This window comes from Myxococcus sp. MxC21-1 (assembly GCF_032612255.1).
Lineage (GTDB): Bacteria > Myxococcota > Myxococcia > Myxococcales > Myxococcaceae > Myxococcus > Myxococcus virescens.
The window spans coordinates 3,626,253-3,639,699 of sequence record NZ_CP123278.1; the positions used below are offsets into that span (position 1 = coordinate 3,626,253).

The 13,447-nt window shown below is 65.6% G+C and carries 11 protein-coding genes; 6 read left to right on the plus strand and 5 right to left on the minus strand.

Annotation, left to right across the window (positions count from 1 at the left end; genetic code table 11):
- Positions 1-28: 28 nt before the first annotated feature.
- Entirely contained in the window at positions 29-589 is a 561-nt protein-coding gene (locus QEG98_RS16745; protein WP_316567374.1) for a hypothetical protein, read from the minus strand.
- Positions 590-1,257: 668 nt separating this feature from the next.
- On the minus strand, positions 1,258-4,965 hold the full coding sequence (hrpA, locus tag QEG98_RS16750) for an ATP-dependent RNA helicase HrpA (protein WP_316567375.1): 3,708 nt from the start codon (positions 4,963-4,965) through the stop codon (positions 1,258-1,260).
- Between the two features lie 213 nt (positions 4,966-5,178).
- On the opposite strand from hrpA, the gene QEG98_RS16755 reads away from it, so the two are divergent.
- The 4 genes from QEG98_RS16755 to QEG98_RS16770 all read left to right on the plus strand — a co-directional run bounded on the left by QEG98_RS16755 (position 5,179) and on the right by QEG98_RS16770 (position 8,061).
- The gene (locus QEG98_RS16755; protein WP_316567376.1) at positions 5,179-5,358 is read left to right on the plus strand and encodes a hypothetical protein; all 180 of its coding nucleotides are present in this window, start codon (positions 5,179-5,181) and stop codon (positions 5,356-5,358) included.
- Positions 5,359-5,826: 468 nt separating this feature from the next.
- Positions 5,827-7,188: an IS701 family transposase gene (locus QEG98_RS16760; protein ID WP_316563859.1), complete on the plus strand. Its 1,362-nt coding sequence runs from the start codon at positions 5,827-5,829 to the stop codon at positions 7,186-7,188.
- Positions 7,189-7,573: 385 nt separating this feature from the next.
- Complete coding sequence (locus QEG98_RS16765) at positions 7,574-7,870, plus strand: hypothetical protein (RefSeq protein ID WP_316567377.1); 297 nt, start codon at positions 7,574-7,576, stop codon at positions 7,868-7,870.
- A gap of 2 nt (positions 7,871-7,872) precedes the next feature.
- Positions 7,873-8,061: a hypothetical protein gene (locus tag QEG98_RS16770; RefSeq protein WP_316567378.1), complete on the plus strand. Its 189-nt coding sequence runs from the start codon at positions 7,873-7,875 to the stop codon at positions 8,059-8,061.
- Positions 8,062-8,562: 501 nt separating this feature from the next.
- Here the strand turns inward: QEG98_RS16770 and QEG98_RS16775 are convergent.
- Positions 8,563-10,506 (minus strand): helicase, encoded by a 1,944-nt coding sequence (locus QEG98_RS16775; RefSeq protein ID WP_316567379.1) that lies wholly within the window; start codon positions 10,504-10,506, stop codon positions 8,563-8,565.
- Positions 10,507-10,581: 75 nt separating this feature from the next.
- On the opposite strand from QEG98_RS16775, the gene QEG98_RS16780 reads away from it, so the two are divergent.
- Both QEG98_RS16780 and QEG98_RS16785 read left to right on the plus strand, forming a co-directional pair.
- Entirely contained in the window at positions 10,582-11,064 is a 483-nt protein-coding gene (locus QEG98_RS16780; RefSeq protein ID WP_316567380.1) for a hypothetical protein, read from the plus strand.
- Between the two features lie 5 nt (positions 11,065-11,069).
- Positions 11,070-11,495 carry a hypothetical protein gene (locus QEG98_RS16785; RefSeq protein ID WP_316567381.1) on the plus strand — a complete coding sequence of 142 codons (426 nt, stop codon included), beginning with the start codon at positions 11,070-11,072 and terminating at the stop codon, positions 11,493-11,495.
- A 97-nt stretch (positions 11,496-11,592) separates the two neighbouring features.
- Here the strand turns inward: QEG98_RS16785 and QEG98_RS16790 are convergent, their stop codons facing one another.
- Together QEG98_RS16790 and QEG98_RS16795 are read right to left on the minus strand one after the other, a co-directional pair.
- Positions 11,593-12,939 carry a PD-(D/E)XK nuclease family protein gene (locus tag QEG98_RS16790; RefSeq protein WP_316567382.1) on the minus strand — a complete coding sequence of 449 codons (1,347 nt, stop codon included), beginning with the start codon at positions 12,937-12,939 and terminating at the stop codon, positions 11,593-11,595.
- Positions 12,940-12,972: 33 nt separating this feature from the next.
- The gene (locus tag QEG98_RS16795; protein ID WP_316567383.1) at positions 12,973-13,395 is read right to left on the minus strand and encodes a hypothetical protein; all 423 of its coding nucleotides are present in this window, start codon (positions 13,393-13,395) and stop codon (positions 12,973-12,975) included.
- Positions 13,396-13,447 lie beyond the last annotated feature (52 nt).

Consider the following 13,447-nt stretch of genomic DNA (forward strand, 5'->3'; position numbering starts at 1 on the left):
GAGAGACCCTGGTGGAACGCGATTCAACTCACTGCATGTTGGTGACGACCTGCGTCTGACACGTGACCGGGTCGATGGACGACTGGGCCTCGTCGACAGTGCAGAGGGCGCCGCCGTAGGTACCGAAGAAGACCTGCGCGGTGCAGGTGCCGGCGTTGTCCGTGACTTCCACGCGCCAGACACAGGTCTTCGAGCCAGCCGGGTTCGCCGGGTCGACCGTGTAGTAGTACTGCTGGACAACCGTTGGGGCGGGGGCGGGGGCGCCGACCTGAAACCCACCATAGGTGCTGGGAGGGACGGGGTGGGTGTTCCAGGTGCCATTGAACGAGCCCGTCAGGATCTGGATGCCCAGGTGGAGGTCGACGCCGGCCTGGTTGGAGACGAAGAAGTCTTCAACGGCAGGGCCGATGGCCTCCACCGAGGGGCCCTTCCGCACGGGGAGCTGCACCGCGCCCTCACGGACGCTGACGTACTCGCTGCGCTGGGTGAGGAAGTCGGGGAAGTCGAGTTCGATCTGTCCGGCGAAAGCGATCGACGGGGTGAGAGACAGCAGCGAGCCAGCCAGGAAACGCTTCACGTTCCTCGTCATGGACTACTCCTGTGTTGTTTGTGCGGGGTCGGCCGAAGCCAATTCCCTACTAGCACTGGTCTTGAATTGAATTCAAATCCAAACGAGCAAGACTGGCAATTCAGCAAGTGTGGACGATTGCGCCCTGGGCGTGGCGCACGTCATCGAGATGTCAGACTAAGGGGTTGCCGCTGGGGCAAATCAGACTTGCGGAGCGTCATGCCAGGAACGAGCGCGGGTGAGTGGGTCAAACACATCCCAGGTGGAGCGCGTGGCGGGTTGCAATTTCGTGATGCGCCGCGATGACGGTAGTGATGTATTTTATTTGTGGTTGATTCGCTCTCAGCTTCATGGATGGTCAGGTTTTTGTGCTGTGATTAGTCGCCGCGAAGGGCGACGTCCCCGACAGGGCGAGTCCCACCTGGAACCATGCTGGACACGGCCGGGCTCTCCCGAGTCGTGCCCTCCCTTGTCGCTCAGCGGGATGCTGAAGCGGGCTCCTACGAGGGCCGTGCTGGAGCAGTTCGACGCCGGGGGCGACTGGTGTAGCCCCCCTGAGGCGTCGGACATGCTCGTTCTGGCCGGCGTCACCGGGGAGCGCGGGCCGTACGACCGGCCGGCGGTGGCAGTCGGGCGGCAGCACCTTGAGGACGCCGATGCGCTCGTCGCGGACGCACAGCCACCCGCTTCTAGCGCAGCGCCGCGAGGGCCGCTCCGACCTTCGCCACCGTCACGGACACGGGCGTCGTCACCTCCGGAGCGAAGATGGCCACGCGGAGCTCCTCGAAGGCCCACCGCAGCTCCTGCGCCGCCTCCTGGTCACGCACGGTAGCGCGCCTGGCGAGGAAGGTCTCCCACAGGGGAGTGAAGGGCGCGGCCTTCCCTGCGTCCTTGCTGGGGTTCGCCACCGCACGCGACAGCCGTGCCTGGGCCGCGCGGAGGTAGCGCGGGTAGTGCAGCAGGCGCACGAAGGGAATCCACTCGATGAGGTTCGCGGGGAACAGGTGCCCGAGCTGCGAGCGGATGTCCCGCACGGCCGCCGCGCCGCTCGGTCCCCTTGATGCCGCCTTGAGTGCCGCGAGCGTCGTGGCGAGCTCCGCGGAGGTGACAACGACGGCGTTCGCCCAGTCCCGGGCCGCACTCTCGATGCGCGGTGAGCCCTCACGGACCAGCGTCTCGAAGGCTGCCTTCGTGCGGGGCAGCGGCGCGCCCGGTGTGAGCTTGAACGCGTCGTCAACGCCACGTGCGAGGACGAGCGCCCGGAAGGCGTCGGCCTGGCCCCGTGCGGGCGGCGCGCCGTCCAGGGACGGGAAGGGCGTTGGCATGCGCGCGGCGCTGACGGCCACGTGCCCGCGCGCGGCGAGCATCAGGAGCCGGCGGACCCCCGTGCGCGTGGCCGCGTCAGCGGCGGCGGATGTCTCGAGCAACACCAGGTCCACGGTGGCGCCCCGGTCGACGAGCGCGGGATAGCTGCGGACCTCGAGGTTGCCGACCCGCCGGGTGACCACGGCGGGCAGGTCGCCGAAAGTCCAGGCGGTCAGCCCCTTGCGCTCCCAGTCCGACGCCGGCGCCGCGCTGCGCAGCGCCGCCCGTGCATGGCCTCCGTGCTGCTTGAGCAGCGCGTCGACGTCGCGGCCCCGCGCGAGTTCCTTGCCCTGCGCGTCGAGCACCCGGAGCGTGATGCGCAGGTACGGCACCACGGCATCCGCCCGGAAGGACTCCTCGGTCACTTCCATGCCGCACAGGCGGGACACCGCACGCGCGAGCGCTGGAATCATCGGCCCGCGGAAGGGCACCAGTTCCTTCTCGAGACGGTCGACCAGATCCGGCAACGGCCCCAGCTGCTTGCGCTGGGCGCGGGGGAGCTGCTCAAGCAGGGCGGTGAGCTTCTCCCGCTGCCACCCGGGGATGGTCCAGTCGAGCTCACCCGGGGCTATCTGGGCGAGCAGCAGCAGCGGCACGCTCAGGGTGATGCCGTCGTCCTCGGCCGAGGGGTCGAAGGTGTACGTCACCGGCACGGACGCGCCGTGCAGCTTGATGGCATCCGGGTAGTGCGCCGGGGACAGGCCCGGGTCGTGCGAGAGGGCATCCTCCATCGAGAGGACGAGCACGTCGGGGTCGGCCGCCTCGGCCTTGCGACGCCAGACCTCGAAGGCCGCTCCGTCCGTCACATCCGCCGGGACGCGCTTGTCGAAGAAGGTCAGCATCGCCTCGCCGTCGAGCAGCTCGCTGCGCCGGGCCTTGTCCCGCAGGCGCGCCACGCGCTCGAACACCTGGCGGTTCTTCTCCTGGAACGCCCCTCGGGTGCGGTACTCGCCCCGCACCAGGGCGTGATCGAGGAACATCAGCCGTGCTTCGGCGGGGTCCCTGCTGGCCAGGGGCACGGGGCGCTCCCTGAAGACGGTCAGCCCGAAGAGGGTCGCGTTCTCCTTCACGATGGCGCGCGCGGACTTCTCCGACCAGTGCGGATCGGAGTAGCTGCGCTTGAGCAGGTGGGGGGCCGCCGCCGCGAGCCACTCCGGGTCGAGCTTCGCCACGGTGCGCGCGAAAAGCTGGGACGTCTCCACGAGCTCGAACGCCATCACCCAGGCAGGGGGCTTCTTCGCGAGCGCCGACGAGGGGTGGACCATGAAGCGCGTCTGCTTCGCGCCCGTAAAGTGGCGCTGCTCCGGATTCCACTGGCCGATGCGGGACAGGAGCCCGGTGAGGAGCGCCTGGTGCAGGGCTTCCCCGCGCGCTGGGGCGCCCCGGCCCTTGCGCGGCAGGCGCAGCTCGCGGACGGTCTCCTCGAGCTGGCGCTGGACGTCCCGCCACTCGCGCACCCGCAGGAAGGACAGGAAGTTGTCCCGGCACACGCGCCGCAGATGGGACGTCCCCCGGCCCTCGGCCTCGCGCACGAACGCCCACAGCTTGAGGAGCCCCGTGAAGTCCGAGTGCTCGTCACGGAAGCGCCGGTGCAGTTCGTCTGCCTTCTGCGCGAGCTCCCGTGGCCGCTCGCGCGGGTCCTGCAGGTTGAGCGCCGCGGCGACGATGAGCACCTCGTCCAGGCACCCGTACTCGGCGCCAGCGAGAATCATCCGCGCGATGCGCGGGTCCACCGGGAAGCGCGCGAGCTGGTGCCCGAGCGGCGTCAAGGTGCGCTCCTTGCCCTCGATGGCCCCGAGCTCCTCGAGCACCCGCCAGCCCTCGGCGATGGCCCTTGGCTGGGGCGGGTCGAGGAAGGGGAAGTCCTCGACGTCACCGAGGCCGAGGGACTTCATCCGCAGGATGACCCCGCGAGCCCGGTGCGCTTGATTTCCGGGTCGGTGAAGGCGGGCCGCGTGGTGAAGCTCACCTCGTCGTAGAGGCGCACGCAGATCCTCGCGCACGCGGCCGCAGCGCCCTTTGCGCTGGTCGGCGCTGGCCTGGGAGACCGGCTCGATGTGCAGGCGCGTGGTGCCGGAGCGCGGCTCGTAGCGCGACAGTCGCGCCACCCCTGTGTCCACGACGTACACGATCCCCGGGATGGTGACCGACGTCTCCGCGACGTTGGTGGCGAGGATGACCCGGCGCTCGGGGATGGTGGCGAAGACGCGCGACTGCTCGGCGGCCGACAGGCGCGCATACAGGGGCTGCACCACCGTGCCGCGGAGCTCACGCGCGTTCAGGGCATTCTGAGCCTCGCGGATCTCCCGCTCCCCGGGGAGGAACACGAGGACGTCCCCGTCCGGGTCGAGCGAGAGCACGTTCGCCACCGCATCGGCGACGGAGTCTGCGAGCTCGGTGTCCTCGGGAGGTGGCTCGTAGAGCACGTCCACCGGAAAGGTACGTCCCTCCACCTGGATGACCGGAGCCCCCCCGAAGAATTGTGAGAAGCGCTCGGTCTCGATGGTGGCCGAGCTCACCACCACCTTGAGGTCGGGGCGTCTGGGAAGGATGCGCTTGAGCCACCCGAGCAGGAAGTCGATGGTGAGGCTGCGCTCGTGGGCCTCGTCGAGCACGATGGTGTCGTAGCGGCGCAGGAGCGGGTCGCTGTGAATCTGCGCGAGCAGGACGCCGTCGGTCATGAACTTCACGGCGGTCTGCCGGGACGAGCGGTCCTCGAAGCGAATCTGGTACCCGACGTCCGTGCCCAGCTCGGTGCCGAGCTCACGTGCCACGCGCGCCGCCACGCTCGTCGCGGCGATACGCCGGGGCTGGGTGACGCCAATCTGGCGCGGGCGGCCGCGCCCCATGGCGAGCAGGATTTTCGGCAGCTGCGTCGTCTTCCCCGAGCCTGTGGCCCCCGCGACAATGACCACCTGATGGGCGGTGATGGCCGCGGTGATGTCCTCCACCCGGCTCGAGATGGGGAGCTCGGGGGGGAAGTGCAGGGTGGGCAAGCCGCCGGGGGTGGGGACGGGTGAGTCGCCGGACATGGCAGCATGGCCTATCACTGATGCGCACGCTCCGCCCCTGCCGAATCGTGTGGGCGCCTGCGCGCCCGGCATTCCTGGAGGGGGCCTCCCTGCACGCCTATACGCACCTCCGTGCGCTCGTAGGCCGTCCGCGGACGGAAGAGCGCCGTCAATCGCCGCTCGGTGTCAGGCGCGGGCGTCGGCGAGCGCGGGAAGCTTGCTCGCCTTGTGCGCGTGCTCAGCCTGGGCGGGCTGCTCGTCGTTCAGCTCGACGTGCGACCAGCGATGGCCGCTGATGACCTTCCCGGCGTGGCCCTCCTTCGCGGGGAGCTGCTTCGGGAAGACCTCGCAGCGAATCAGGAGGTGAGTGCCCGCCTGCCGCTCGTCGAAGAACTTCTTCAGGGCGGCTGGTAGCGCCCGAAGCGGGGATAGCGCCCACCGGCAGCAGCCTGCGCGGTGGCAATCTTCGTCAGTGCGTTGTTCATGTTACGTGGGCCCTTCGGCTTGGGTTGCGTCAGCGGCGAAGTGCGCTGGCCCCACGTAAATGCGTGTGGATTCTGAGGGTGGCTCAGCCCTGGACGTTGGGACGTTCATGTGTCGCGGGGACGGTTGACGCGTCAAACTCTGAGACTGACGCGTCAACGCCCATTTCTCGCATGAATCTTCACTCTCGACACTGACGGAGGGACATTGGCACTCGTGATGCAGTGAATGCCGTCTCTGCCTGAGCGGCAGATTTCACTGGAGTGACGAGTGCTCAAAACCGGGCTCTGCTCCGATGGCGTGGCCCTGTGTGCGACATATGGGTTTGAAGCGAATGCGCTCCTTCCTAACACTACCCGGTCAGATGAATCGGGTGCGGACGCCCCGTGTTGACGGAGCATGATGCCCACCCAGTTACACAAGCTTGACCGGGAGCTGAGCGAGTTCCTGGACTCGATGACGGAGGGAATGGGCCGGACCGAGAGACGTCGCGCCCTCGGCGGCTACCTCACGGGACTGCTGCTCGACGGAGAACGCAAGAGCATCGAGCCCATGGCGGCCCGGCTCGTCGCAGCCCCCGAGCAGACAGAAGCCATGCGCCAGCGGCTTCAGCAGTGCGTGTCCGGCGCGGCTTGGGAGGACTCCGAAATGCGACGACGTCTGGCGCGGAAGCTTGAGCGCGAGCTACCGGGCTTGGAGGCCCTCGTCATTGACGACACGGGCTTGCCGAAGAAGGGCGTGCATTCGGTGGGTGTGGCGCGCCAGTACTCGGGCACCCTGGGGCGGACGGAGAACTGCCAGGTGGCCGTCAGCCTGCATGTTGCTGGAGAGAAGGGCAGCGGCTGCATCGCCATGCAGTTGTACCTGCCTGAGGAGTGGACGCGCAGCAGGAAGCGCTGCAAGGCCGCGGGCGTCCCGGCTGGAGTGAAGTTTCAGAAGAAGTGGCAGATAGCGCTGCGCCAATTGGATGACGCCTTGGCGTGGGGCGTACGCCGACACCTCGTGCTGGCCGATGCCGGGTATGGCGATGCACGGGAGTTCCGCGACGGCGTGCGAGAGCGCGGCCTGCACTACCTCATGGGCGTGCAGGGCACGCGCAAGGTGTGGCCGCCCGGCGCCAAGCCGCGCAAGCCCGAGAGGGAGCCGGGGCAGAACGGGCGCCCGCGCACGCGCTACGTGGCCGAGGGCGTGCAGCCCTGGGCCATCGAGGAGTTGGCGCTTCAGCTTCCGAAGGAGGAATTCCAGACAGTCTCTTGGCGCGAGGGCAGTCGGGGCGAGCAGTCCTCCCGGTTCGCCGCAGTGCGCGTGCGGACGGCGGAGCGGCACGTCCAGCGAGCTGCGCCGAGTGAAGAGGTATGGCTGCTCATCGAGTGGCCCCAGGAGGAGAAGGCTCCAACGAAGTACTCGCTCTGCTCGCTGCCCGCGAACACGTCGCTTACGGAGTTGGTGCGCTTGTCCAAGCTGCGCTGGAGAGTGGAGCGCGACTACCAGGAACTCAAAGGCGAGGTGGGGCTTGACCACTTCGAGGGGCGAGGGTGGCGAGGCTTCCACCACCATGCCACCCTCTGCATGGTAGCCCACGGATTCCTCGCGCTCCGCCGGGCGCTTTCCCCCCCGGAGGAGAACACGCTGGACACTGCCCGAGGTGCGCCGCCGCCTTCAGCACCTGCTGCTGCGCCGCATCGGCCACTGCCCTCTGTGCCTGCGTCACATCAACGCCCGTGCACCTCCTCGGGGGCCGTCACGCATGTGACCGGGTAGTACTAACTGCAAGACTGAACAGTGTTGGAGTGGTCGCGTGTGTCAGAACAGATGCAGAGACGACCAGATTTGGAGCGCGCGCGTCGGCAGGTGCCAGAATAGATGTCGGAACGATCAGGCGTGGGAACATCGCCACCGCAAGTGCAAGAGCAAATGTGAGATCGGCCAGAAATGGAATGGCCAGAAGTGCGTCTGAATAGGCTCGACAACGATCGCAAACGCTCGAAACTATCATCACCAGTCCTCCCTTCTACGCGCTCAGGGGCGCGATCCAAAATAGGGCATGCCTCTTGGTGACCTCTCGACGCTATTGCTGACGGAACGTCACAAATGGTGTGGTCGTGGGCATCGCCTGATTTTGACTCCTCCTAAGAAAGAAACCTGCATGAGCTACTACCTCAACCTTCGGAAAGTCCTCACGCTGACTGCCTGGGTCGCCATCTTGCCATCCGTTGCATTCGCAGAGCACGGCGACGAGCAGAAGAAGGCGTGCGAACGTGTCGGAAAAACGCCCATGACGGATGTGCTCGTCATGAAGCAGCAATGTCGAGTGATGTGCGTGGGTAAAGACGAAAAGCCCTCATTTGAGCCGCTGGCTGACGGCGCCAGATGTGAGGTGATTGGATTTGGAAGGAAGGTCGGGACCTGCAAGGCCGGCATGTGTCAAATGAAATCAGACTGAAAATGTCCCAAGTTCGCGAAGCATCGCTTCTGCGGCGTGCCCTCCGTCTGCTCAATGAAGCGGGCGAAGTCGCGGGCCTTCTGGAAGGCCCCGACGTGATCGTCGGTGTGCTGGTCGTGCTCCACCTCGACTTCGTCGGCGAGCTGCCCCTGACGATGGCACCGGCCGATGCATCAGGAGTCCTTGTGTAACGAGGCCGGTTGACGTGTCAGTTTCTGCGGCTGACGCGTCAACGGGCGTGCTCCACAGGGGGCTTTGCCCCTGTTGTCTGTCTTGACACTGCCGAAGGCGAGGTGGCATGGTTTATGCTTCGTGCTGCCGGTGTCGTCACAGGAGCGATTCAATGAAAATGCATGTCGTAGTAAGCGCAGTGTGCTCGATTCTCTTCCTCTCGGTAGATGCCAAGGCTCAAGAACAAGCGGACCCAGCGTGGACAAAAGCTGCCGACAATGCTTGTTCTAAGGCGGCGGGAACGTCCGCCAAGGCCATTCCGGATTGGAAGGTGGTGGATGTTGAGAAATGTGGTGGGGTTGACTGCAAGGCGTCTGATGGTCGCACGTTCAAGGTGAATCTGCCTGATGGGGCCTCTTGTATTAAGTACATGATTGTCACCCCGCCCCCTCGACCAGTGAAAGGGGTGTGCAGCCAAAGTCACTGCCGCACATAGGCGGTAAATTGGGGACACGTTTGCGCTAGCGCTTCGCCGCGCTTTGGTGTGCTACGCAGCCATGGTTCGCGAAGCACAGCTTCTGCGGTGTGCCCTCCGTCTGTTCGATGAACCGAGCAAAGTCGCGGGCCTTCTGGAAGGCCCCGACAAGCTCGTCGGTGTGCTGGTACAGCTCCACCTCTACTTCGTCGGCGAGCTGGCCCTGTCGGTGGCATCGGCCGATGGCCTGTTCCCATGCAGCGCCGTCGGCCGGTGGATTCACGAACAGCATCCGCGAGAACATCGTCAGGTTCTTGCCCGTCCCGTGGGCACGAAGTGAAGCGACGATGGACCGCTTCCCACTCTCACGGATGATGGTCGCCGACGCTTCCGGGCCGCCGCCGTAGAAAGGCACGCCCGCCGCCTTTGCGATTCGCTGGCCAAGCTCCGGGAACTCAACCCAGACGATTCCCGGCTGCCCCTTGCGTAGCGCCCACTTCGCCGCGTCACGCAAAATGAAGTCGGAGAGCCACACTGCTTCCGTGACGTGGACGACGCGCTTGTGAATCTCCGCCCACGAGGGCCACGACATCGCGCGCCAGGTCGGCAGTTCCCCGTCGTAGGGCGGGGACTGGTGCGCACGAATCGCGGCGCGCATCAGCAACCCTGGTGAGTCGAGATGCTCGGCGGGTCGCTTGAGGCGCTCGCGCAGCTCCCGATTGAACTCCTGCCGCCGCGCGAACCACCGAACGATCAGCTCGGGGTCCTGCGGAACGCCCTGGACGTCGGGGTAGCGCCAGCGGTGGAAGAAGCCGCTCGCGAGCTGCCGAGCACAGACGACGCGTTGCAGCTCGTCGACGAATTCTTCGCCGTCGGGGCGTTGCCCGCCGAGCGCAGTCTGAATGTGGGCGAGCAGCTCGTCGGGGACCTTGCCCGGGTCGCGCGTGCGAATGACGAGCGACATGCCGACGGCGCTTTCGTCCGTGGCTACGACACCCGGCGTTGCGTTGCGCCACCGACGATAGGCGTCACGCACGCGTCGGCGCTCATGGTCGGCTTCGTTCTCTCCCTCAAGTGGGGCGAGAGGGTGCGCCGGGTCAACGAGCTGAAGGAGTGTGCCCGGAGGGGCGACGGTAGTTCCGGGGTCCAGCGCCGAGGCCCACTCTTCGACGACGTGCTGCTTCAACGGGAGCGGGCTGCCGTCACGCAGCGCGTACTCTGCGAGGTGGGCGTAGTCCTTGACCGTTCTCGTCGCCAGCGTGCCCGACTGGGCCACGAGACGCGTTTCGGGGTTCAGCTCCAGGTAGCGAAGGAACCGGCCGGTGCGCGCGCTCTTCCGATCCTTCAGCTTGTGCGCTTCGTCGCAGATGATGAGGTCGGGCCGGATGCGCGTCAGGAGGTCGGTGCCTTCCTGGGTCGAAAACTTCTCGTAGGTGATGACGTGAAGGACAGGCAGGCCGGGGCGGAACCACCTGCCGCCAGCGAGGTTGGGTAAACGCCAGTGCCCGCCGTAGAAGTGCCAGTCGACCTCGATGAGCTGGGCGCGGAGGTTCGACGGTAGGAGTAGGACGGCGACCTTGCACCCGGGCACGACGAGCGGCAGCAGGAGGTCGACCAGCGTCTTCCCGTGCCCCACGCCGATGGGGAAGAGCCCGCCACCCGTGCGCGCCGCTTCCAGAAGGGCGAGGCGCTGGATGGGAAGCAACGCGGACGGGCACCGTTTCCCGAGCGCTCCGCAAGTGCAACGCGTGTCGGCAGGGGCGCGCAGCGCGGCTTCCAGCGCGGCGAAGTCGGCATCGGCGTAGGTGCTCGCGAGGTTGCGGCGCGGAAGGCTGAGCACCCGTGCGAGGTCTGGAGACCAGCCCACGGGCTGCCCCTTGGCGAAGGTGGCGCGGTCGCCAGTGACCCTCGCAAAGAGAAGAGGTGTAGTAGTGCTATGATGCTCGGCGAATGTCGCCGCGCCCGGGTGGATGCGATGAAGAAGTCTCATGCTTGAAGAAGACGGGACGACCGAGCTATGAGGCTGTAAGTTGGGATGGACTAGTAACCTAGAATCGGCGAACCAATGGACCAGGGATCCACGTCATCAGCAGGCACCAAAGCGCGTGAAGAGGCCCAGGCTGCGCTGAAAGCGTGCCCCGGGGATTCGCTGTTTGGTGCATTTAAGGTTGCACTTGGCGCTTCGGCATTTCTGGGGGTCGCGATACCTGGTTTGACTGCTCTCCAGATTTTTACCACTCCAGTTCTTTGGGGAATGGCTAGTGCATTGTCTGCAAGCTGGCTGTTTGGATATATCTTTTTTGAGTTTCAACGCCTGTTGCATTGTCGACGAGCGTTGAAATACGTGCTGAGTACCGAGAAATTTTACGAGGATCTCCTGAGGGATACACGGGACGAGCGCGATCAGGCAATAAATGCTCGTATTGTAACTGAGGCGAGGGCGAGTTTTCAGACAGAGGCTGCCAAATTGGTTGCTGTCCTGCAGGAGCAGTTGATTCAGGTTCCGAAGCAGCCTGTGAGGAATAGGCGCCGCGCTCCAAAGGAATGAATGCAATGACGTCTCAAATTCCGGTTCTAAAAGTCATCAGAATTCTGGATGATAAAACTTTGGTTGTGAGTGGAGAGGGAGTGGAGAGGATTGCGGAGAGGGAGGATTTGGTGGTTCTTGCTGTGGGACCAAAGCTCGAGGAACTCGGTGACATACCTCTTGTTGTTCAAAAGGCATATGTCGTGGTCACTAGTCATGTTGGCAGTTATCTGATTGTTGCTCCGCCAGTAGAACATGAGACAGTTCAGGAGAACTCCAATTGGGGGGCCCTGATTGGTGGCAGAGAGAGAACGAAAACCTTATCGGTGCGCAGGGCACTTCCGGTCATGGAGAAAGACGTGATGGGAAATCCGGCGCGGCGTCCAATTGGTGTTGGTGATCCTGTTATTCGTCGGAGTGACTTGAAGGAATTTGTTAAGTCTTTGGCTTAGTCAGTGTCGTGGTCATAATGATGGGGCGTGATCCGTCGGTGGTGTCATGCCAATCGGATGCCAATCCCCCTCATGCCGTAAGGACAAAGGGTCTGGTTTATCGGACGCTGCGAACGACCATGTCGAACGCCGGTTCGAGCGCCTCGACGATGACCTGCATCAGCTCCGACTGGGCGACCCCGAGCGCGACGTAGCTGCCGGGGGCGGGCAGCTCGGCGCGCGCCGCCATGGCCAGCGCCCCGCGCCACTTGCCGAATCCGAGCGCCGAGTCGGAACCCGCGAATCGCACGTCGTCGACGCCGCCCGCTTCGGCCACCTTGCGATGCATGGTGTCGACGTAACTCGTAAGCGACTCGGGCGTCGGTCCGTCGAAGGTCGTCGGGATGCAGTCGACGAAGAGCACGCGAAGCGCACTCGCAGGCGACGGGGCTGCGTCGGTGGGCTGCTCGGACTCGGCAACCTTGCGAGGGCGACCGCGACGCTTCGGCGCGGGCTGCTCAGTGGCCTGGGCGACCTCTGGAGCCGTCTGCACGGGCGTAGGTGTGGGCGCGTCCGGGGGCAGAATGGCGGGCAGCTCCGGGGCGTCGCGCTCGACCACGGCAACGGTAAGGGGGGCGGACTCGGAAGCCTTGTTGAGCAGCTTGTCACGCAGGGACATCGTCTTGTTCTCTCCTGTGAGGCACTTCGCCATGAACGGACATCCGCCGTACTTGCCGCAGGCGGGGCCGTAGTTCGCGGGCACGTCGGAAGCTCGGGCGGCTTGCGCGTGCTCCTTCATCGCTTCGACCTGGGGCTCGACCTTCGTCTTCCACTCGTGCGCGACGTGCTCGGCGGGCACCGTTGCGACGACGGACGCGGCAAGGCGCTGGCCCCGGGTCTGGTAGTAGAGGTGTTCAAGCTCCAGCGTGCGCAGCCCCGGGAAGCGCTCAACCTGGCTGAGTGCCCACGCGCCATAGCCGACCATCTGCAAACCCGGTTCGCTGTCGGCGTCGGCGAGCTGCTCGGCGCTCGCGGCATTCGTCGCGACGTTGCTGGTGAACTTGTGGTCGGTGATGCGAAGGACGCCGTCAGAGGCGAGCCGTCGAGCGTCTACGAGGTCGATGGAACCGGTGAAGGGGATGCCACCTGCCGTCAGCGGCGGCTCGCCGTTCAGGGGCTGTTCGACGAGCAGGTCGGGACCGGGCGTGGGCAGGAGATGGGCGCCTGCCCTGGCGAATGTGCCCAGCACGTCTTCGCCCGTCGAAAGGAAGTGCTCAAGCTGGGCGTGTCCTTCGGTGCCGACCTGCTGCGCTCCCGTCGTGGGCTCGGGGATGCGCATGACCTTCTGAAAGAACCATGCGCGCGGGCACTGCTTGTGGCGCTTGAGCTGGGAAACGCTGAGGCGCTGGATGACCCCGGCAATCACCGAAGGGCCGTGCTTGGGGAGGTCGATGGGAGGCGTCACCCTCCCTAAATGGGTGCGGATTTCGGGAGTGGCTCACCCGTAACCGGCAGGGGTGCCAAAGCCAGCATGCCGCTCGCCGCGCTTCTCCATGGGCGCGTTCTTCAGCTCGTCCGGGATGTAGTAGACGAGCGGGCGCTTCCCGTCTCCCATCCGACGCTGGCCACGGGTGAAGCCCAGCGACTTCAAGGCTGCGCCGATTTCCCGTGAGATACGGTGGTCAACCTGCGCTTGGTGGAGCGCGAAGGCTTCGATGCCCACATGAAGCAGTGTCACGTCCGAGGGGCGCTTTTCGGGCGGCATCTCCAGAATCCACCGCAGGATGACTTCCTTCCGGCTGTCCCCCACGTTCTCCATGCGCAGCGCGGCCTGCTGCTCGGCCCCTGCCGCCTCCTCGTTGCTCAGCCACCAGTCCTCGCCCTGGTGGAAGCGCACGACGGCTTCGGCCTCAGTGGTCACCCAAAACCGGCCAATGAAGGTCCCCTGAAAGCCGGCCAATGGGGAGGGCCGA